21 protein-coding genes are annotated in these 20,485 nt (G+C 72.7%); 14 read left to right on the forward strand and 7 right to left on the reverse strand.

Translation table 11 applies throughout. From position 1 onward, the window contains the following. Positions 1 to 108: 108 nt before the first annotated feature. A complete protein-coding gene (locus tag ABGB05_RS35300) occupies positions 109 to 546 on the reverse strand; it encodes an SRPBCC family protein (protein WP_347658339.1) in 438 nt (145 codons plus the stop codon). A 272-nt stretch (positions 547 to 818) separates the two neighbouring features. Here ABGB05_RS35300 and gltX point away from each other — a divergent pair, with 272 nt between their 5' ends. Next, a complete protein-coding gene (gene gltX / locus ABGB05_RS35305) occupies positions 819 to 2,228 on the forward strand; it encodes a glutamate--tRNA ligase (RefSeq protein WP_347658340.1) in 1,410 nt (469 codons plus the stop codon). An 82-nt stretch (positions 2,229 to 2,310) separates the two neighbouring features. Here gltX and ABGB05_RS35310 read toward each other — a convergent pair whose 3' ends face one another. Next, positions 2,311 to 2,937: a copper resistance CopC family protein gene (locus tag ABGB05_RS35310; protein ID WP_347658341.1), complete on the reverse strand. Its 627-nt coding sequence runs from the start codon at positions 2,935 to 2,937 to the stop codon at positions 2,311 to 2,313. Positions 2,938 to 3,170: 233 nt separating this feature from the next. Between ABGB05_RS35310 and ABGB05_RS35315 the strand changes: the two genes are divergently transcribed. Continuing rightward, complete coding sequence (locus ABGB05_RS35315) at positions 3,171 to 3,824, forward strand: hypothetical protein (RefSeq protein ID WP_347658342.1); 654 nt, start codon at positions 3,171 to 3,173, stop codon at positions 3,822 to 3,824. 7 nt (positions 3,825 to 3,831) lie between these two features. Here ABGB05_RS35315 and ABGB05_RS35320 read toward each other — a convergent pair whose 3' ends face one another. Then, entirely contained in the window at positions 3,832 to 4,344 is a 513-nt protein-coding gene (locus tag ABGB05_RS35320; protein ID WP_347658364.1) for a hypothetical protein, read from the reverse strand. Positions 4,345 to 4,639: 295 nt separating this feature from the next. Here ABGB05_RS35320 and ABGB05_RS35325 point away from each other — a divergent pair, with 295 nt between their 5' ends. Continuing rightward, a complete protein-coding gene (locus ABGB05_RS35325; RefSeq protein WP_347658343.1) occupies positions 4,640 to 5,929 on the forward strand; it encodes a histidine kinase in 1,290 nt (429 codons plus the stop codon). A gap of 72 nt (positions 5,930 to 6,001) precedes the next feature. After that, positions 6,002 to 6,640 (forward strand): response regulator transcription factor, encoded by a 639-nt coding sequence (locus ABGB05_RS35330; protein WP_347658344.1) that lies wholly within the window; start codon positions 6,002 to 6,004, stop codon positions 6,638 to 6,640. 37 nt (positions 6,641 to 6,677) lie between these two features. Here the strand turns inward: ABGB05_RS35330 and ABGB05_RS35335 are convergent, their stop codons facing one another. After that, positions 6,678 to 7,337: a phosphatase PAP2 family protein gene (locus tag ABGB05_RS35335; protein WP_347658345.1), complete on the reverse strand. Its 660-nt coding sequence runs from the start codon at positions 7,335 to 7,337 to the stop codon at positions 6,678 to 6,680. Between the two features lie 61 nt (positions 7,338 to 7,398). Here ABGB05_RS35335 and ABGB05_RS35340 point away from each other — a divergent pair, with 61 nt between their 5' ends. The 9 genes from ABGB05_RS35340 to ABGB05_RS35380 all read left to right on the forward strand — a co-directional run bounded on the left by ABGB05_RS35340 (position 7,399) and on the right by ABGB05_RS35380 (position 15,983). Then, positions 7,399 to 8,619, forward strand: coding sequence for a helix-turn-helix domain-containing protein (locus ABGB05_RS35340; protein WP_347658346.1), 1,221 nt, complete (start codon positions 7,399 to 7,401; stop codon positions 8,617 to 8,619). Between the two features lie 134 nt (positions 8,620 to 8,753). Further along, entirely contained in the window at positions 8,754 to 9,929 is a 1,176-nt protein-coding gene (locus ABGB05_RS35345) for an acyltransferase domain-containing protein (RefSeq protein ID WP_347658347.1), read from the forward strand. A 40-nt stretch (positions 9,930 to 9,969) separates the two neighbouring features. Beyond that, a complete protein-coding gene (locus ABGB05_RS35350; RefSeq protein ID WP_347658348.1) occupies positions 9,970 to 10,908 on the forward strand; it encodes a beta-ketoacyl-ACP synthase III in 939 nt (312 codons plus the stop codon). Between the two features lie 88 nt (positions 10,909 to 10,996). Next, positions 10,997 to 11,236: an acyl carrier protein gene (locus ABGB05_RS35355; RefSeq protein WP_331217180.1), complete on the forward strand. Its 240-nt coding sequence runs from the start codon at positions 10,997 to 10,999 to the stop codon at positions 11,234 to 11,236. Between the two features lie 2 nt (positions 11,237 to 11,238). Then, complete coding sequence (gene fabF, locus ABGB05_RS35360) at positions 11,239 to 12,465, forward strand: beta-ketoacyl-ACP synthase II (RefSeq protein WP_347658349.1); 1,227 nt, start codon at positions 11,239 to 11,241, stop codon at positions 12,463 to 12,465. A 130-nt stretch (positions 12,466 to 12,595) separates the two neighbouring features. Further along, entirely contained in the window at positions 12,596 to 13,333 is a 738-nt protein-coding gene (locus ABGB05_RS35365) for a class I SAM-dependent methyltransferase (RefSeq protein ID WP_347658350.1), read from the forward strand. A gap of 30 nt (positions 13,334 to 13,363) precedes the next feature. After that, a complete protein-coding gene (locus tag ABGB05_RS35370) occupies positions 13,364 to 13,996 on the forward strand; it encodes a class I SAM-dependent methyltransferase (protein WP_347658351.1) in 633 nt (210 codons plus the stop codon). Between the two features lie 108 nt (positions 13,997 to 14,104). Continuing rightward, complete coding sequence (locus tag ABGB05_RS35375) at positions 14,105 to 15,376, forward strand: FAD-binding protein (protein WP_347658352.1); 1,272 nt, start codon at positions 14,105 to 14,107, stop codon at positions 15,374 to 15,376. Between the two features lie 187 nt (positions 15,377 to 15,563). Further along, positions 15,564 to 15,983 carry a hypothetical protein gene (locus ABGB05_RS35380; protein ID WP_347658353.1) on the forward strand — a complete coding sequence of 140 codons (420 nt, stop codon included), beginning with the start codon at positions 15,564 to 15,566 and terminating at the stop codon, positions 15,981 to 15,983. An 82-nt stretch (positions 15,984 to 16,065) separates the two neighbouring features. Here the strand turns inward: ABGB05_RS35380 and ABGB05_RS35385 are convergent, their stop codons facing one another. After that, on the reverse strand, positions 16,066 to 16,311 hold the full coding sequence (locus tag ABGB05_RS35385) for an SRPBCC domain-containing protein (RefSeq protein ID WP_347658354.1): 246 nt from the start codon (positions 16,309 to 16,311) through the stop codon (positions 16,066 to 16,068). A 48-nt stretch (positions 16,312 to 16,359) separates the two neighbouring features. Between ABGB05_RS35385 and ABGB05_RS35390 the strand changes: the two genes are divergently transcribed. Beyond that, positions 16,360 to 16,923, forward strand: a complete 564-nt coding sequence (locus ABGB05_RS35390; protein WP_347658355.1) for a dihydrofolate reductase family protein — start codon at positions 16,360 to 16,362, stop codon at positions 16,921 to 16,923. 63 nt (positions 16,924 to 16,986) lie between these two features. Here ABGB05_RS35390 and ABGB05_RS35395 read toward each other — a convergent pair whose 3' ends face one another. Together ABGB05_RS35395 and ABGB05_RS35400 are read right to left on the reverse strand one after the other, a co-directional pair. After that, on the reverse strand, positions 16,987 to 19,275 hold the full coding sequence (locus ABGB05_RS35395; RefSeq protein WP_347658356.1) for a hypothetical protein: 2,289 nt from the start codon (positions 19,273 to 19,275) through the stop codon (positions 16,987 to 16,989). Next, positions 19,272 to 20,438, reverse strand: coding sequence for a glycosyltransferase family 2 protein (locus ABGB05_RS35400; protein ID WP_347658357.1), 1,167 nt, complete (start codon positions 20,436 to 20,438; stop codon positions 19,272 to 19,274). Before ABGB05_RS35400 ends, ABGB05_RS35395 begins: the two co-directional genes overlap by 4 nt. Positions 20,439 to 20,485 lie beyond the last annotated feature (47 nt).

Consider the following 20,485-nt stretch of genomic DNA (forward strand, 5'->3'; position numbering starts at 1 on the left):
GCGTCGGACGCCACCCGCCCCCTCGGCTCTGCCCGGGACCTCCTGGGCGCCGGCGCCGCCGGCGGGCGGACCGGCGGCGGTACGGGCGCAGGCTCGGCACCGGGCGGCTCAACCGACCGTGGCGAGGCCGGTGAGCCGGGCGAGGGAGCCCTCGAGGTCGGCGCCGACCCGGCGCATGCCCCAGCGCAGCAGGGCGCCGCTGACCGGGCCGGCGGGCCAGCGCACCATGATCAGTCGGACCGTCGTGCCGTCCTCCTCCGGGGCCAGCTCGACGTAGATCTCGGTCCGCGCCTCGGCCCGCGCGCCCGCTCCCTCGGCCCGCTCACGCCAGGCGATCAGGGTCGGTTCCTGGTACGCGATGACCTCCGCGTCCAACGCGCGGCCGGCGGCGTGCACCTTCTGCCGCCGGCCGATGCCCTCCCCGGAGAGCACCTCTGCCTGACGTACCCCGGCCAGCCACTCCGGCAGGTGCTCGGCCCGCTGGACCAGGTCCCACACCGCCTCGATCGGCGCCGCCACCCGCGTGCTGCGTTCGATGAGCATCATCCTTCAGTCGCCTCCATTGCGGACAACCTGGTAACCATCGGCAGCTTATTGAGGATTACGGGGTAAAACGGACGTCTTGCCGGCGACACGCCGGAATGAACTACCTCGGTGTGGTTTCTGGCGCTTGAGACCGATTCGCCGGAACCGGCGCGGCGCCTCCGGCGTGGCGGGCGCGGCACCTGCCCTGGGCGGGTGCGGCACCTCGCGCCGAGGCGGGTGCGGACCGGAAACCTGGTGGCGGGCGCCCCCGGCCGGCTGACTAGGCTGGCACCGTGACGGTACGCGTACGCTTTGCCCCTTCCCCGACTGGAATGTTCCACGTCGGCGGTGCCCGCTCGGCCCTGCAGAACTGGATCTTCGCCAAGCAGCAGGGAGGTGTCTTCGTCCTACGGATCGAGGACACCGACGCGGCCCGCAACCGACCCGAGTGGACCGAGGGGATCCTCTCCGCGCTGGACTGGATCGGGATCGAACGCGGCACGTACGAGGGTCCGCACTTCCAGTCGGCCAACGCCGGTGAACACCGGAACGCCGCCAGCCGGCTGCACGCCGAGGGACGGGCGTACTACTGCGACTGCACCCGGGAGGCGATCCAGGCTCGGACCGGCTCGCAGTACCAGGGCTACGACGGCTTCTGCCGGGACCGTGACCTGGCGCCGGGTGAGGGACGGGCGCTGCGGTTCCGTACCCCGGACGAGGGCGAGACCGTGGTGGTCGACCTGATCCGCGGCGAGCCGACCTTCGAGAACAAGCTCATCGAGGACTTCGTGATCGCCCGGGGCGACGGCTCGGCCGTCTTCCTGCTGGCCAACGTGGTCGACGACCTCACCATGGGCATCACCCACGTGATCCGGGCCGAGGAGCACCTGCCGAACACCCCCAAGCAGCAGCTGCTCTGGGACGCCCTCGGGGTCAAGCCGCCGATCTGGGCCCACGTGCCGGTGGTGGTCAACGAGAAGCGCCAGAAGCTCTCCAAGCGCCGCGACAAGGTCGCCCTCGAGGCGTACCGGGACGAGGGCTACCTGGCCGACGCGATGCGCAACTACCTGATGCTGCTCGGCTGGGCACCCTCCGGCGACCGGGAGATCGTGCCCTGGTCCGTGATCGAATCGGAGTTCCGGCTGACCGAGGTGAACCCGTCACCGGCGTTCTTCGACGAGAAGAAGCTGCGGGCCTTCAACGGCGAGTACATCCGGGCCCTGCCGGTCGACGACTTCGTCGCCGCCTGCCAGCCGTGGCTCACCGGCACCGACACCGTCGCCCCGCCGCCCTGGCAGCCGGCCGAGTTCGACCCGGCCGCCTTCGCCGCCGTGGCACCGCTGGCCCAGACCCGGATCGCGGTGCTCAGCGAGATCGTGCCGAACGTCGACTTCCTCTTCCTGGACTCGCCGCTGATCGACGAGGCGGCGTGGGCGAAGGCGATGAAGGAGGGCGCGGCCGAACTCCTGGACGAGACGATCGCCGCCTTCGAGGCACTCGCCGACTGGTCGGCCGAGCCGATCAAGGCCGCACTGGAGGAGGTCGGCACCCGTCGGGGTCTCAAGCTCGGCAAGGCCCAGGCACCGGTCCGGGTGGCGATCACCGGACGGGGCGTCGGCCTGCCGTTGTTCGAGTCGATGGCCGTACTCGGTCGGGACCGGTCGCTGACCCGGCTGCGGGCCGCCCGTACCCGGCTGATCTGACGAAATGGGCCGCACCCGGTCCGCCGCCCGGCGGGCCGGGTGTCGACGGCCGGTCTGTCCCGGCGCGGGCGGCCGGCCCGGATCAGTCGGCCGGCCTGTCGCGGGTCGGGCGTCGACGGAGCAGCAGGCCCCCGGTGAGCGCGGCGAGCACCACCCCGGCGCCGAGCACCCAGGGCCACCACGGCGTTCCACCATCCTCCCCCGACGTCGGCGTGACCGGGGCGGCCACCGGCGTGCCGGACGGGTCCGCCGGCGGGCTGGCCGACACCGTCGGGGCGGCGGCCGTCGAGGACGCCGGTCCGGTGGTCGGCGGGGCGGTCGGCGCGGCCGCCACGGTCAGGGTGAACTCGACGTCCCCCCTGATCGGGTGCCCGTCGCCGGAGGCGACCTCGTACCGGACCAGGTAGCGCCCGGCGGCGACCGGCCGGACCGGCACGGTGACCCGGGATCCGGAGAAGGCGGGCCTACCGACGGTCACCGGGTTGTCGTCCGGCCCGGTGACGGTGACCCGCGTGGTGCCGGGATCGAGCCGGGCCAGGAAGCTCAGCCGTACGTGCTTCGGCGCGCTGTCGAGGCGGGCCCCGTCACGCGGGTCGCTGCCGGTCAGGGAGTTGTGCGCGGCCGCCGGCCCGGCCGGCAGAAGTACGCAGAGCGCCACCACCACGACGCTCAGCACCAGTGTCCCGAAACGGGTGACCCCGGACCGCATGGTCGCCTCCGTCCGCTACGATTCGCCCTACCGATCAATGGCTCGACTCCTCAGTCGACCCTGGATCGCAGATAGTTTCAATAACTGCTCGTTCAGGTGCAACCGAGCGGCGTTCTGCGGAGTCTACGTAGTGAAGACGGCGGGTCTATCCGGGACAGTGTCGTCTTCCCACCGACCAACCAGCGCGTGACCTGCATCATGGCCACCATCGAGACGGGGCGAGGAGGTCAGCGATGGCCGGAAGGGTGAACCGTCGGCTCATCGGGGTTGTCACGCTGTTGCTGGCGACCGGTGGCTGGCTGGGTGCGGGCAGCGCCGCGTACGCCAAGCCGGCGCCGAAACCCACCTCGATCGTGATCACCGGCAAGGACCTGCCGAACCCGTTGACGGTACGGGCGGACGCCAGTCCCGACCTGTTCGCGGCGGTGCTCGACCAGGTCAGCTGGCTCAAGGGCGACGGGCAGACCACCGCACCGAAGGCGGCCGACCTGGGGCCGAAGTACACCCTCGTGGTGCACGTCGACGACGCCGCCAAGCAGACCTTCGATCTCTACCCGCTGGCCAAGGGAGGCCCCCGTGCCTTCCGGCCGGCGAAGCAGCCGGACAAGAGCCGGCCCGGCGCGGCCTGGTTCTTCGGCCGGTTGACCATGACCGAGACGCTGTTGGCGGCCGGTGCCCCACTCCCCGAGCCGGAGGTCAGTGTGGTCGGCGGTGGCGTCGGCGGCGGTGAGCGGGTGATCCCGGACGAGGCGATCGGCCCCGAGAAGGACGTCAACCGGCTGCTCGGCGACCTCCGTCACCTGATCCTGCTCAACGGCGCCGTGCTGCTGTCGATCACCGCCGGACTGGCCGGAATCGCACTCCTGGTCCGTCGCCGGACCCGCTGACCGGCGGTCAGCACCACCGGCGCGGAGGCCGGTCCCGGCGTACCCGTCGGTGGGAGGGCCGGACCGCGCCGTGCCGGTGGGCCCCGGCCCACCCCGGCCGATCCGTCTGACAGCCGGACCGGCGCTGCTCCTCCGGCGCCGGTACGTCCTCGGCCGGATCGGCAGTCGTCCCCGGTGCCCCGGCGGTCCCGTTCACCGGGCCCGCCGGTGACGGCTCGGCGAGGTTGTCCCCGTCCCGTCCGGCGGAACGGGGGCGGGGAATCAGTCTCGACCGCTGCGGCGCCTGTTCGGTCGCGCCGACCGGCGTCGGTGGCCCGGCCGCGTCGGGATGGTTGACGTCCGTACCGACCGGGTCTGTCCCGGGCCGGACCGGTTTGCCGTCGCGCGGGGCCGTCGGGAGCCCGGCACCGGCGCCGCAGACCCAGCGGAGCCGGCCGGCCGGACCGAGCGGCGGCTCGTCCCCGCCCAGCAGCGAGTTCGGCTCCTCCTCGGCACAGCCCTGTCCGGCGTCCTGCGCCATCCAAGCCTCCTCACGCTCGCCGCTGCCCGGGCGCTTCGCCCGGCATCGGCGTCGGACGCCGAGGGCTCCGGCCGGGGACCGGGTGGGGCGTCCACGTCGCCGGGACCTTGTCACCGTACTGGTCGGAGCCGACGGACTCGACGCCACCGTCGACAGAACCTGAGCATTCCAACCCGAATGGGCGCGGCCGGGCGGCCCGCTTCCCTGGTCTGTACATCCTTTGACGGATGCGGGCCGGGATCGCTTCGTCGTCCGGACCGAGGGGACGGCCCGGACGATGTGATGGGATCGGAACGTGGCGGCCTGGCGGAACCTGGAACGCGGGACGATGTCCCGGGACATCGTACTGGCGTCCGCCTCGTACCTGGGCGGACTACTCCTGCTGGCGGTGTACCACCCACTCAACGAGGGGATCTTCGACCCGCCGGCCGGGGTATCCCTCGCCCTGCTCACGACGACCTCCGTGGCGGTCGCACTGCGCCGGGTGGCGACCCGGACCGGTCTGACCCTCGGCACCGTCGCCTTCCTCATCGACCTGGCCTGCGGCTCGTCCCTGGCCACCACCCTCGTCTACACCCAGGTGCTCTTCGACGCCTGCGTGTACGGCCCACCCCGGATGTGGCGCTGGCTGCTCTGGATCAACATCGCCCTCACCGGGCTGGCCGCGGCGCTCGGCATGATCTTCCTCGGCCCGTGGTCCTGGCACGGCCTCGCCCTGGCCGTGCCGGTGGCGCTGATCGGGGTACTGCCGGTGGTCAGCGGGATCGGTGTGCGGCAGTACCGCGACCAGGCCGCCGCCGAGCGGGCCCGGGCCGAGCAGACCGCCCGGCTGGCCGAGCTCGACCGCCGCCAGGCGGTGGCCGCGGAGCGCAGTCGGATGGCCCGGGAACTGCACGACGTCGTCGCGAACCACCTGAGCGCGGTCGCCATCCACGCCACCGCCGTGCTCTCCGTCAGCAGCCTGGACCGGGCCCAGGTGGAACAGGCGCTGCGGGTGATCCGGGAGAACAGTGTGCAGGGGCTCGCCGAGATGCGGCAGATGATCGGCCTGCTCCGCGAGCCGGCCGAGAGTGCCGAAACGGGGGCTGACCGGGACGTACCGGCGCCGCTGGCCGTGGACGGGCCGGTCCGGCCCCGGCTCGCCGAGGTGGACCGGCTGGTCGACCAGGCCCGGGGTGCCGGCCTGCCGCTGCGGTTCGAGACGCTCGGCGAACCCGAGCCGCTGCCGGTCGGGGTGGACCTGGCCGCGTACCGGATCGTCCAGGAGGCGCTGACCAACGCGCTCAAGCACGGTACGGGGCCGGCAACCCTGACCGTCGCCCACCGGCCCGGGTCGGTCCGGCTCACCATCGAGAACCGGCTGGCCCGCGGGGCCACCGGCGCTCCGGGTGCCGACCGGACACCGGCCGGGACGGGGCTGCCGGGCGCCGGAGCCGGCCTGATCGGGATGCGGGAACGGGTCGCCCTGTTGCACGGCCGGTTCACCGCCGGCCCCTGCGACCACGGCTGGCGGGTGAGCGCCGAACTGCCGGTAGCCGAGCGGACCCACCGAACCGACCCGTACCCGTCGAGCGCACCGGCGTGACCGGCGAGCCGGACCAGCACGGAGGACCCCATCAGCGCCAGTGACAACCGGGCCGCCCCACCCGTCCGGGTGGTGGTCGCCGACGACCAGGAGGCGGTACGGGCCGGTCTCGTCCTGATCCTCGCCGGTGCGCCGGGACTGACGGTGGTCGGGCAGGCCGCCGACGGTGAGGAGGCGGTCGCGCTCTGCCGTCGGCTGCGGCCGGACGTCGCCGTGCTCGACGTCCGGATGCCCCGGCTGGACGGCGTCTCCGCGACCCGGGAGATCGTCACCGAGGGACTCGCCGACGTCCTGGTACTGACCACCTTCGACCTCGACGAGTACGTCTTCGGCGCGCTACGGGCCGGAGCGGCCGGTTTCCTGCTCAAGGACACCGACGCCGAGGGACTGGTCGAGGCGGTGCGTACGGTGGCCCGGGGTGAGGGTTTCATCGCCCCGGCGGTCACCCGTCGCCTGATCACGGCCTTCGCGGCCACCGCACCGGTCGTCCCGGCGGCCGGCCGGGCGGCGGTCGCCGAACTCACCCCCCGGGAACGGGACGTGCTGGCCTGCCTCGGGCTCGGTCTCTCCAACCAGCAGATCGCCGACCGGCTGGTGATGGCGGAGAGCACCACCAAGACCCACGTCAGCCGGATCCTCGGCAAACTCGGTCTGCGGAGCCGGGTGCAGGCAGCCATCCTCGCCCAGGAACTGCACCTGCCCGAGCCGTGACCGGAGACGTACCGGTCGGCCCGGTCGCCACCGGCGGTCAGGCTGCGGGACGGGCCGCCACCCGGCGATCCGCGTCGGCGGCCGGCCGGGCCGCGACCAGCCGGGCGACCAGCGGCACGACGGCGAGGGCCAACAGCCAGCCGCCGAGCACGTCGGTCGGCCAGTGCACCACCAGCGCCACCCGGGTCAGCCCGACCAGGACCCCGAAGACCACGGCCAGCCCGACGGTCAGCGCCCGGCCCGCCGGGCCCAGCCCCGACCAGAGCAGGAGTACGACGACCAGCGCGGCCGCCGCCGCGTTGCTGGTGTGCCCGCTCGGGAAGCCGTTGCTGGTCACCACCACGAAGCCGTCGACCGGCCGGGGGTGGTACACCAGCCAGTGCATCAGCGCCCAGAGCACCGGCACCAGCACGGTCACCGCCACACAGAACGCCGCCGGCCGGCGGTCGCCCCGGACCGCCAGAGCCAGCCCGGTCACCAGGCCGGCGGCCACGAACGGCACGGTGGCGGCGACGTCGGTCGCCACCCGGAACACGGCGACGAGGTCGGGCCGGCGCTCGCCGTACTCCCGGAAAACGTCGCTGACCGCGAGGTCGACGCGGTCCAACGGCGCCCAGCCGGCGACGGTGAGGGCCAGCAGGAGCAGGAACCCGGCGGCGGCGGACAGCGGTACGACCAGGGATGGACGGGCGACCATCGGAGCATGATGCCACGCACCGGGTGGTGGCCGCCGGGTTCCGACGTGGCAGGCTGGGTCGGTGGGCAACGAGGCGGGGGACGGCGAGCTGGCGGCGACGCTGCGCCAGATCGAGCGGGCGGCGGGCGCCCTCGCCACGGCGAGCGTGGCCCGGATGGACGAGACACTGCCGTGGTTCCGTGAGCTTCCCGCCGAGCAGCGGTCCTGGGTCATGCTGGTCGCCCAGGCCGGGGTGCGGTCGCTTGTCGAGTGGCTGCGGTCCCGGCCGGCCAGTACGGACGCCGGTGCGCCGGACAGTCCGCAGGAGGTCTCCGACGAGGTCTTCGCCGCGGCGCCCCGGGCCCTGGCCCGGTCGATCAGCCTGCAGCAGACGGTGGCGCTGATCAAGGTCACCATCGACGTCGTGGAGCAGCAGGTCCCGCACCTGGCCGCGCCGGGCGAGGAGCGGCTGCTGCACGAGGCGGTGCTGAAGTTCTCCCGGGAGATCGCGTTCGCCGCGGCCCGGGTCTACGCCCGGGCCGCCGAGTCACGCGGGTCCTGGGACGCCCGGCTGCAGGCGCTGCTGGTCGACGCGCTGCTCCGGGGCGACTCACCGGACGTGCTGGCCAGTCGGGCGGCGGCGCTGGGCTGGTCGGACGCGCCGCCGGTGGCGGTGGCGGTCGGCCGCTCACCGGGCGGGGAGGTGACCGCGGTGCTGCACACCATCTACCGGGTCACCCGGCGGCTCGGGCTGGAGATGATCGGCGGGGTGCACGGCGACCGGCTCGTCGTGGTACTCGGCGGGGTCGGTGACCCGCTGGCCGCCACCGAGAAACTGCTCGCCGGCTTCGGTCCCGGTCCGGTGGTGGTCGGGCCGGCGGTGCCGAGCCTGGACGCGGCGACCGACTCGGCGCGGGCCGCGCTGGCCGGTTTCCGGGCCGCGCCCGCCTGGCCGGCGGCGCCCCGGCCGGTGGCCGCCGCCGACCTGCTGCCGGAACGGACGCTGGCCGGGGACCCCGAGGCGCGCCGGATGCTCCGGCAGGAGGCGTACGCGGCCCTGGTCCGGGCCGGCGGGGAACTCCTGGAGACGCTGGACGCGTTCTTCGCCGCCAACGGGGTGCTGGAGAGCGCGGCCCGTACACTCTTCGTGCACCCGAACACCGTCCGGTACCGGCTGCGCCGGGTGGCGGACGTGACGGGTTTCTCACCGCTGACCGCCCGGGACGCGTTCGCGCTGCGGATGGCGTTGACGATCGGACGCCTCGACCCGTCCGCGCCGGTGGGTCCCACGCACGGACATTAGGTGCCGTTCAGGACAGACATCCCGGGAAGTCCATGACCACCATGGATTTTTGTAGGTAACTCACAAAGCTGGTAGTGCGGATTGGTACATCACGGCAAGCACGTCCGAGCGGATGATCCAGCAGAGTCGTAACCGTGCTCGCCGTACTCTCCCCCGGCCAGGGTTCCCAGAAGCCGGGCTTCCTGACCCCGTGGCTCGACCTGCCCGGCGCCGAGGCGCGCCTGCGCTGGTTCTCCGCGCTCGCCGGCGTCGACCTCGTGCGGCTCGGCACCGAGGGCGACGCCGACGAGATCCGGGACACCGCCCGGACCCAGCCGCTGCTGGTCGCCGCCGCGCTGCTCGCCGCCGAACAGCTTCCGGCGTACGACGTGACGGTCACCGCCGGACACAGCGTCGGTGAACTCGCCGCGGCCGCCCTGGCCGGCGTACTGACCCCGGAGAGCGCGGTCACCCTGGCCGGCGTACGCGGCCGGGAGATGGCCGCCGCCTGCGCCCTCGAACCGACCGGCATGTCCGCCGTGCTCGGCGGCGACCAGGCCGAGGTGCTGGCCGCCATCGAGGCACACGGACTGCACCCGGCCAACTTCAACGGCGCCGGCCAGATCGTCGTCGCCGGGGCGGTCGAGCGGATGGCCACGTTCGCCGCCGAACCGCCGAAGGGCAGCCGGGTCATCACCCTGCAGGTCGCCGGCGCCTTCCACACCCCGTACATGACCCCGGCCGAGCAGGCCCTGGCCACGGTCGCCGCCGGGATCACCCCGACCGACCCGGCCCGGATCCTGCTCTCCAACGCCGACGGCGTCGCCGTCGCCCACGGACGGGAGATGGTGCAGCGCCTGGTCCGCCAGGTCACCGCTCCGGTCCGCTGGGACCTGTGCGTCCGTACCCTGGCCGACCTCGGGGTCACCGCCGTCATCGAGCTTCCGCCGGCGGGCACCCTCGCCGGGCTGATCAAGCGGGAGCTCAAGGGCAGCGGCGCCGTACCGGAGATCGTCACCCTGAACACCCCGGACGACCTCGCCGCCGCCCGCGACCTGATCGCCCGGCACGGCGCCCCGGCCAGTTCCGGACCGACCGCCCGGTTCCGGGTCGTGGTCGCCGATGATCCCGGCACCTTCACCCCGGCCGACGACCTGACCGAGGGCAACACGGTCAACTCCGGGCAGGTCATCGGCCACGTCAGCACCCGGCAGGGCACGGTCGAGGTCACCGCGCACGCCGCCGGGGTGCTCACCGAATGGCTCGCCCACCACAACGACCCGGTCGCCCCGGGCCAGCCCCTCGCCCGCATCGGAGGACAGCTCTCATGACCGGTCAGTGCGACACCAGGAACCGCCGGACGGTGAGCCGGTGAGCCGGATTCTCGCCCTCGGGCACTACCAGCCGTCCCGGGTGCTCACCAACGACGACCTCGCCCAGATGGTGGAGACCAACGACACCTGGATCCGGGAGCGGGTCGGCATCGTCACCCGGCGGATCGCCGACACCGAGACCGTCTCCGACATGGCCGCCGCCGCGGCCGACAAGGCGCTGGCCAACTCCGGCCTGAGCCCCGCCGACATCGACCTCGTCGTCGTCGCCACCTGCAGCTCGGTGGACCGCAGCCCGAACGTGGCCTGCCGGGTCGCCGCCAAGCTCGGGATCAACGCCCCGGGCGCGTACGACATCAACACCGCCTGCTCCGGCTTCTCGTACGCGCTCGGCACCGTCGACCACGCCCTGCAGGCCGGCGCGGCCCGCAACGCCATCGTGATCGGCGCCGAGAAGCTCTCCGACTTCACCGACTGGACCGACCGGTCGACGTGCATCCTCTTCGGCGACGCGGCCGGGGCCGCGGTGGTCACCGCCACCGGCCCGGACGAGCCGAGCGGGATCGGCCCGGTGCTCTGGGGCTCCGTCCCGGAACGCAGCGACGCGGTCCGGATCGAGGGCTGGCGCCCGTACATCCAGCAGGAGGGGCAGTCGGTCTTCCGGTGGGCCACCACCGCCCTGGCCCCGCTCGCCCTGCAGGCCTGCGAACGGGCCGGTGTGGCGCCGGAGGAGATCGCCGCCTTCGTACCGCACCAGGCCAACCTCCGGATCATCGAGGGGATCGCCAAACGGCTCGGCATGCCGAACGCGGTGATCGCCAAGGACATCGTCGAATCCGGCAACACCTCGGCGGCGAGCGTGCCGCTGGCCCTGTCCAAGCTGGTCGAGCGGCGGGAGGTGCCGTCCGGCGCCCCGGTGCTGCTCTTCGGCTTCGGCGGCGGCCTCACCTACGCCGGACAGGTCGTCCGCTGCCCCTGACCCCCCGGCCGTGGCGGCACCCCGTCCGGCCGGCCCCGGCGGACAGGTCCGCCGTCGCACCATCCATCCAGGAGAGGAAAGAACCACAATGACCCGTGACGAGATCACCGCAGGCCTCGCCGAGATCCTCGAAGAGGTCGCCGGCGTGAGCCCGGACGACGTCGCCGAGGAGAAGTCGTTCACCGACGACCTCGACGTCGACTCGCTCTCCATGGTGGAGGTCGTCGTCGCCGCCGAGGAGAAGTTCGGCGTGAAGATCCCGGACAACGACGTGCAGAACCTGAAGACCGTCGGTGACGCGGTCTCCTACATCGAGGCCCAGTCCTGATCATGAGTCGTCCCGACGTCGTCGTCACCGGGCTCGGCGCGACGACCCCGCTCGGCGGGGACGTCGCGTCGACCTGGGAAGCCATGTTGGCCGGCCGCTCCGGGGTGGGTCCGCTCACCCAGGAGTGGGCGGCGCAACTTCCCGTCCGGATCGCCGCCGAACTCGCGGTCGAGCCGTCCGAGAAACTCGACCGGGTCAAGCTGCGCCGGTTGGACCGCTCGGAGGCGATCGCCCTGGTCGCCGCCCACGAGGCGTGGGCGGACTCCGGGCTGGCCGCCGCACCGCCCGACCCGGAGCGGCTCGGCGTCAGCTTCGGCTCCGGAATCGGCGGGGCGCAGACCCTGCTCGCCCAGGACGACATCCTGGAGGCGTCCGGCCCACGGCGGGTCTCCCCGCACACGGTGCCGATGCTGATGCCGAACGGGCCGGCCGCCTGGGTCGGGCTGGAGCTGGGTGCCCAGGCCGGGGTGCACTCGATGGCCAGCGCCTGCGCCACCGGGGCCGAGGCGATCGCACTCGGTCTCGACATGATCCGTTCCGGCCGGGCCGACGTGGTGCTGGCCGGCGGCACCGAGGCCGTCGTACACCCGCTGCCGATCGCCGGGTTCGCCTCGATGCGGGCCATGTCGACCCGCAACGACGACCCGGAACGGGCCTCCCGACCGTGGGACAAGGGCCGCGACGGGTTCGTTCTCGGCGAGGGAGCCGGGGCGGTCGTGCTGGAACGGGCCGACCACGCCGCCGCACGCGGCGCCCGGGTCTACGCCCGACTGGCCGGCGCCGCACTCACCTCCGACGGCTACGACATCGTGCAACCGCACCCGGAGGGCCGGGGCGTCATCCGGGCGATCAACATGGCGATCGCCGACGCGGGCATCGCCCGCTCGGACATCGTCCACGTCAACGCCCACGCCACCTCGACCCCGGTCGGGGACATGGCGGAGATCGTCGCCCTGCGGACCGCGCTCGGCGACCACCCGGTGGTGACCGCCACCAAGTCGATGACCGGTCACCTGCTCGGTGCCGCCGGGGCTCTGGAGTCCATCGCCACCATCCTGGCCATCCGGGACGGCGTGGTGCCGCCGACGATCAACCTCGACGACCCCGACGACGCCCTCGACCTCGACGTGGCCGCCCACAAGGCGCGTCAGATGGACGTGCCGGCCGCGTTGAACAACGGCTTCGGATTCGGTGGTCACAACGCGGTGCTCGTCTTCGCCCGGGCCTGACCCCCGCCGAGCGGCGCTGCCGCACCGCACCACCCCTGTAACGATGCGATGTGGAAAGGGGCCCTTCCGGTACGGAAACGACCGGCAGGGCCCCTTCCCCACAGTCTGGCGGACCCGCGAGGAGTGACGCGTGGAAGCGACCGAGATCCGCAAGCTCGCGGCGCTCGAGGACACCCACTGGTGGTACCGCGAACGTCGGGCGCTGCTGGCCCGGGCGCTGCGTCGACTCGCCGCCGAGGGTCGGCACCCCGGCCCGGCCCTCGACATCGGCGCGGCCGGCGGCGGCAACACCCGGGTGCTCCGGGCCCACGGCTGGCAGCCCGTCGCCCTCGAGTACAGCGCGGACGGGGCCGCCATCGCCCTGGAACGTGGACTGCCGGTGATCCGGGCCGACGCCCGGCACCTGCCGCTCCCCTCGGCCAGCCTCGACCTGGTGGTGGCGTTCGACATCCTCGAACACTTCGACGAGGACCAGCTGGCGGCGGCGGAGATCCGGCGTACGCTCGCCCCGGGCGGGACCGCGCTGATCGCCGTACCCTGCGACATGCGACTCTGGTCGGCGCACGACGTCGCGGTCGGGCACGTCCGCCGGTACGACCGCGCCGGCCTGACCGCGCTGGTCGAGAAGGCCGGTCTGGTGGTCGACGAGCTGTGGAGTTGGAACGTCCTGCTGCGGCCGGTGGCCGCCTGGCGGCGGCGCCGTTCCACCGGCAGTGACCTGGACGATCTGCCCGGTCTGGTGAACCTCGGGCTCCGGGCGGTGATCACCGCCGAGCGTTACCTGCCGGTCCGGGCGCTGCCCGGGGTGTCGCTGATGCTGCGGGCGCACCGCCCGGCGGAGGACGGGACCGGACCGGTACGGTCTTAGCTCTGGATCACACCCGATCGGGAGGGTCAGATGCTGGCAGCGGCCAAGAACCTGCTCGGCCACGTTTCGCTCTACGTCGCGTTGCAGCGCGGTCTGGGCGCCGACCGGCTGCGCTACCGCTGTCTGGACGAACTGGGTCTCGCCGACGGCGACACGGTGATCGACGTCGGCTGCGGTCCGGCGTACTACTTCGAACGGCTGCCGAAGGTCCGCTACTACGGCTTCGACACCTCGCCGCGCTACATCAAGTACGCCCAGCGGCGCTGGGGCGGCGACCGGGCGGAGTTCCGCTGCGAGGTCTTCGGTGAGGAGCATTTGGCGCAGATCCCGCCGGCGAACGCGGTGCTGCTCCTGGGCCTGCTGCACCACCTGTCCGACGAGGACTCCCGGCACCTGCTCCGGGTGGCCGGTCGGGCGCTGGCCCCCGGCGGTCGGGTGATCGCCGTCGACACCTGTTTCGAGCCCCGGCAGGGTCGGGTCTCCCGGTGGATGTCGGAGAACGACCGGGGTGAGCACGTCCGGGAACCGGAGGGTTTTGTCGCGCTCGCCCGGGAGTCGTTCGCGGACGTCGACGGTGAGATCATCGACGACGCCACCCGCATCCCGTCGAGTTTCTGGCTGATGCGGATGCGCGACCCGGTGCTGACCAACCAGCCGGGCTGACCCCCGGCACCGGTCCACCGGCCCGGTCGATCCCGACCCGCCGGCCCGGCAGCCGGGCCCGGGCTGACCCGCCCGGAACCACCATCCCTCCGCAGGACAAGGGTGCACATGACCGGACAACCGACCAACTGGGCCGGCAACATCACCTTTGCGGCGGCCCGGCTGCACCGCCCGGCGTCCGTGGCCGAGCTCCAGGCCGTGGTCGCGGCGAGCGACCGGGTACGCCCGCTCGGCACCGGACACTCCTTCAACCGGATCGCCGACACCAGCGGAGACCTGGTCTCGGTCGCCGGCCTGCCGTCGACGGTCGAGATCGACCACGGACGGTCCCAGGTCACCGTGGCGGCCGGGCTGCGCTACGGCGAGTTCGTCACCCGGCTGCACGAGGCCGGTTTCGCGCTGCACAACCTCGGCTCGCTGCCGCACATCTCGGTCGCCGGCGCGGTCGCCACCGCCACCCACGGTTCCGGGCTGGCCAACGGCAACCTGGCCACCGCCGTCGCCGCCCTGGAGCTGGTCACCGCCGACGGCGAACTGCGGACGCTGACCCGCGGCGACGACGACTTCCCCGGTGCGGTGGTCGGGCTCGGCGCGCTCGGTGTGGTCACCCGGCTCACCCTGGACCTCGTCCCGACCTTCGAGGTCTCCCAGTACGTCCACGACAACCTGCCCTGGCACCGGATCGCCTCCGACCAGGAGGAACTACTCGGCGCCGGCTACAGCGTCAGTCTCTTCACCGACTGGACCGGCCCGCGGGTGAACCAGGTCTGGGTGAAGCGCCGGACCGACGTCGGCGGGGAGCCCCCGCAGCCACGCTGGCTCGACGCGACCCTGGCCGACGGGCCCCGGCACCCCGTTCCGGGGATGTCGGCGGTGCACTGCACGGAACAGCTGGGTGTGCCCGGCCCCTGGCACGCCCGGCTGCCGCACTTCCGGTTGGAGTTCACCCCGAGCAGCGGCGAGGAGCTGCAGTCGGAGTACTTCGTCGACCGGCGGCACCTGGTCGAGGCGCTGGCCGCGCTGGAGGAGATCGGCGACCGGATCGCCGCCGTACTGCAGATCTCGGAGATCCGTACGGTCGCCGCCGACGAACTGTGGCTGAGTCCGGCGTACCGGCGGGAGAGTGCGGCACTGCACTTCACCTGGATCGCCGACACCGATGCCGTACTGCCGGTGCTCGACGCGATCGAGCAGCGGCTGGCGCCGTACGACGCCCGCCCGCACTGGGGCAAGCTGTTCGGCGTACCGCCGGAGGTGCTGCGCGAACGTTACGACCGGTACGCCGACTTCGTCGCGCTGGCCCGTCGGTACGACCCGACCGGCAAGCTCCGCAACGACCTGCTGGACACCTACTTCCCCGACCCTCGGGAACTCCGTTAGCTGCACGGTCGCTGGCGCGCCGGGCGGCAGGTCCGGATAACGGTTGGCGGTCCGGCGGCCCGGTGCGGCAGGGTGAACCGTGATCACCATTCAACGAGTGCGTGTGCGGTGGAGTGCGGCAGCACGTGGGGCGCCGGAGGCGAACGCCCGGCGGGGTCTGGGTAGCCCGGTGACGCTCCCGCCGTCGATGCCGACCGCTGAGGTGGTCATTCATGAGGTACTCGCAGCTGAGGCGGCCCGGTACGTGCGTCATGCCGACGTAGTCGGTGGCGGTCTTGATCGAGCCCGTGACCTCGGCCTCTGGTTGTCCCTGGAGGGCGGGGCGTTGGTCGTCGACCGGTTGCCGGGCGGGGCCGCCTACCCGCGGCAGAGCGGCCCCGCCCGTCTCTTCTCGCTCAAGCCCGGGGAGATCGGCCGGTACCGGGCGAACTTCCGGTTCACCGTCACCACCTGCGCCTGCGATCCGAGCTGGTACTACGAGGACTGGCTGGTACTCGTCGCGAATGGCGAGATGCGGACCGACGGGTTCGTCTCATGCGAGCCCGACCATGATGTCGACCATCGAGTCCACCTTTACGGCGGGTCGAGAGGGCGGGGCCGACGGTAACCGCGTCGCCGACGTACCTGGCGGGTGCCATCGAAACGCGGGGTCACGTCCGCGCCGATCGTATCCCCGTCTCGTGACGGGGTTACCGTTCGACGTAGGCGGCGAGGTTTGCCAGCGAGGACGCGAGCCCAGCCGCGTGATCTTCCGCGGAGATGCCAACGGGGACGTCGTCGGCTCGGAAGTCCACGCGCGTCCCGTCCTCGGTTGCGGTCACCGCCCAGGTCATTGTCATGGTGCCCGCATAGTCGGGATCGTCGGCGACGAAGTTGACGGCCACCTCGCCCTCACGGCTGCCGGTCGGCGCCTGGGGTGACAAGCTGAACCCCACGCTGGTGAATGTCACGGACGTTGCAGGTGATCACCGAGAGGTAGCGGCATGGCAAAGCTGATCTACGTGACCAACGTGTCGCTTGACGGCTACATCGAGGACGAACGCGGCGTCTTCGCCTGGTTCCCACCCGACGACGAGGTATTCGCGTTCACCACCGACCTTCTGCGCTCGGTGGGCACGCTCCTCTACGGGCGGCGCCTGTACGAGTCGATGGCCGTCTGGGAGACCGACGCCGCGCTGGCCGCGCGGTCCGAGCTCATGGCCGACTTCGCGAACGCGTGGCAGGCGGCGGACAAAGTCGTCTACTCCACGAGCCTTGCCACGGTGTCGACCGCCGACACCCGACTCGAACGCCGTTTCGACCCCACCGCGGTACGCGAACTGAAGGCCGCAGCCAGCAGCGATCTCACCGTGGGAGGTGCGAACCTCGCGACGCAGGCCTTCCAGGCCGGGCTGGTCGACGAGTGCCAGCTGTTCGTCTGGCCGGTGGTCGTCGGCGGAGGCAAGCCAGGGCTGCCGAACGGCATGCGCGCCGACCTTGAGCTCCTCGATGAGCGCCGGTTCCGCAACGGTGTCGTACACCTCCGCTACCGCCCTGTCGGGCAGTGAACAGCGGCCCTGTCCGACCGCCGGCGATGGTGCCTGACAGGCGGGGCGCCGGGATGCCGCCGGTCAGCGGAGCTGGTAGACCGCCATCCGGCCGTTGTCGTAGCGGAGCGCGGCGAGTCGACGCAGTTCCAGCGACTCCCGGCCGACCTGCCGGTCCACCACCAGCCAGCGGACGTCGTACCGGTCGCGCAGTTCGCGCAGTCCGGCCTCGGTCGGCGCGCTGATCGCGGCATCGTTGCGGCGCAGCAGCTCCTGGTCCCAGAACGGGGTGTACGCGCCGAGCGCCGCCACCCGGGGCGCGAAGCTCCAGCCCTCGACCAGCACCCGACGTTCGGCGTAGGCGCTGAGCCAGAACGAGCGGGCGTCACACCAGCCGTTGGTGACGACGAGGCAGTGCGCGTTCGTCGCCAGTACGTCACCCGGGGCGCTGTGCTCCCGGGTCCACCGGGCCGCGTCGACCCGCGACTTCGGCAGTGGCACGTTCGTGTACGCGCCGCCGTTCGGGGAACGGGCCGACTTTGCCATGTCCATCACCAGCCCGGGTGCGCCGACGACCAGGACCGCGGTGAGCAGCAGCAGCCCGCCCCGGCCCCGCAGGGCGGCGATGCCCTGGGTCGCCGGACGCCACACGCCGACCGCGAGCACCATCAGCAGCGCCAGTCCGCCGGCCCACCAGAGCAGCGGGCGAAGCGAGTCGAACAGCGACGTGTTCGGTGGCGGGGTGGCGTACCGGAGCTGGAACAGCACCAGCACGGTCGCGAAGCCGAGGGCGGCGAGCCCGACCGTCCAGCGGGCCCGGGACGTCAGCCGGGCCCGGTCGGCGACCAGGACGTATCCCCACGCGGAGAGGACCACGGCGAAGCTGAAGCCGGCCCGGGTGAAGTACTGCTGGGCGCCGCCGGGCTGGTCGAGGACCAGGAAGAGCGCCGGTCCGGCGAGGGTGCCGCCGAGCAGGAACCACTGCACCGGTTCGAGGCGTCCCCGACGCCGCAGCAGCAGCGGCACGACGCCGGCCACCCGCAGCTGCATGTTGACCAGAAAGGCGCCGAGCACGGCGGCCACGGCGAGCGGGCCGGCCCAGCCCGGCCGGTCCGACGGAATCGTCCAGTACGGTTCCAGTCCGCCGAACGGCGCGGCCTTGATGCCGTACGCCTGGAAGCGGTAGAGCACGGCGGTGGCGAAGAGTTGTGCGGTGCCGGTGAGCAGGCCGGCGACGACCACCGCCCACGGGATGCGTCGGGTCGTGACGAGCAGCGCGACCGCGGTCACCGCGAGGGCGAGCCCGACGACCGGCAGGGAGCTGGCCTTCGCCCCGCTGGAGGCGAGCATCAGCAGCGCGGCGAGGACCACCGCCCCGGCCCGGGGCAGTGGTGGGACCGGTCGGTCGGCACGCCGGTCGACCACGTCGGCGAGTACGGCGACCAGCGCGATCAGCAGCACCCAGCTGTAGATCATCGACATGCCGTGCCAGATCACGAAGGAGGCCTGGGTGCCGAACGGCATGTTCACCGGGTCGGTGAAGTTGGTTTCGCCGATGACGAAGAAGAGCACCGCGGCGATCGCGCCGACGTACGGCCGCCCGCTGACCCGCCAGCCGAGCACGGCGGTGAGGACGATCGCCGCCGCGCAGAGCGCCGGGATGGCCAGCCGTAGTGCCACCACCGGCAGGTCGATCTGCCCGATCAGGCTGGTGGCGGCCATGTGCGCGTAGCCGAACCAGTGGTAGTCGAGCGGTTCGGCGGCGACCTGCGGCACGTGCAGCGGGAACTGGTGCTTCGCCTCGCCGGCCAGGGAGAGCTGGTAGGCCAGGTCGAGGTACTGCCGGGTCCCGTCGGAGGCGGGCAGCACGGGGTTGCGTTGCAGGAAGGTGACCGACAGGTAGGTGGTGAAGAATCCGACCGCGCCGGCGACCGTCCAGGACCAGCCGACCGGGGCCCGGCTCGGATAGTCCCGGACCAGCCAGTGTCGACGCAGACCCGGTACGCCGAGGAAGAGTCCGACCACCATCGTCGGCCAGAGCCACAGCCAACCGCCGACGTCGAGCGCCGCGAAGACCGCCCAGGCCGGCAGTTCGAGGACCAGCCCGACGGCGGCCCCCATCGTGATGTCCTCGACCAGGGTGTGCGGGCGGCGCCGCAGCGCCCGGTAGACCAGGGTGCCGGGCAGGATCAGTGCCCAGAGCAGGTAGCCCGCGTACCGGAGCAGGTCGAGCGGGCTGGTGTCGGCGGCGAGCAGCGCCACCGCGACGTAGCCGACCGCCGCGCCGAGCGGGGCCCAGCGGCGCAGCGCGGGCGGGACGAGGGGCGGCGCGGGCCGGGTCGGGCGGGCGACCTCCCGGAGGGTCGCGGTCATCCCCCCGTCCTCGTGCCGGCCCGACCACGCCGGGGCGGTGCGGCGCCGTCGTGGGTGGCCGACGTGGCACCCCCACCGGTACGGGCCGCCGGTGCGCCGAACGACTCCTCCAGCGGTTCGTTCACCGGCTCGGCGGACGGCACCCGCTCGACCGCATCCACCGGTTCGGCAATCGCCATCGGCTCGACCGACGGCACCGGGTCTGCCGACGCCACCGGCTCGGGCAGGTCGGCGGTGTCGGAGCTGACGAAGTAGGCCGGCCGTCCCTGCACCGCGGCGTAGATCCGGCCGACGTACTCGCCGAGCAGCCCGAGACAGAGCAGTTGCACCGCGCCGAGGAAGAGGATCGCCACGTAGAGCGAGGCCCACCCGGCCACGGTCGAGTCGCGTAGGTAGGCGACGAACGCGAAGACCACCATCAGCGCGCAGAGCAGCATGCCGCCGACCCCGAGCCAGGTCGCCACCCGCAGCGGTACCGCCGAGAAACTGGTGATGCTGTCGGTGGCCAGCCGGACCATCCGGGACAGCGAGTACTTCGTGCTGCCGGCCGCCCGCTGCTCGCGGACGTACGGCACCTCGGCGCTGGGAAAACCCAGCCACGGCACCACCAGCCGGAGCACCAGGCGGCGTTCCGGCAGCTCGCGCAGCGCCTCCACGGTGGCCCGGCTGAGCAGCCGGAAGTCACCGGCCTGGGCGGGCACGGTGTTGCCGACCAGCCGGCGCACCAGCCGGTAGTAGAGGCCGGCGGTGGACCGCTTGAAGGTCGAGTCGGTGGAACGGTCGCTGCGCACGCCGTAGACGATGTCCAACGCCCGCTCCCGGGCCAGGGTCAGCATCTCGACCAGGACCTCGGGCGGATCCTGCAGGTCGGCGTCGATGCTGGCGACGTAGCCGCCCCGGGCCCGGAACAGGCCGGCGGTCAGGGCCGCCTGGTGCCCGCTGTTGCGCCGCAGCCGGACGACCCGCAGCTGCGGCCAACTCCGACGCAGGCCGGCGAGGACAACCGGGGTGGCGTCGGTGCTGCCGTCGTCGACGGCGACCACCTCGTACGGTTCGTCGAGGCCGTCGAGGACCGGGCGGAGCCGCCGGGCCAGCAGCGGCAGCACACTCTCCTCGTTGAAGATCGGAACGACCACGGAGAGGCTCGGAGTCCGGCTAGTCACCGCCCGTGACACCCCCCCCGTTTGATTGACCTTGCCCCTCGGCCTGC

Origin of the sequence: Plantactinospora sp. B5E13 (assembly GCF_039871775.1) — a bacterium.
Classification (GTDB): Bacteria; Actinomycetota; Actinomycetes; order Mycobacteriales; family Micromonosporaceae; genus Plantactinospora.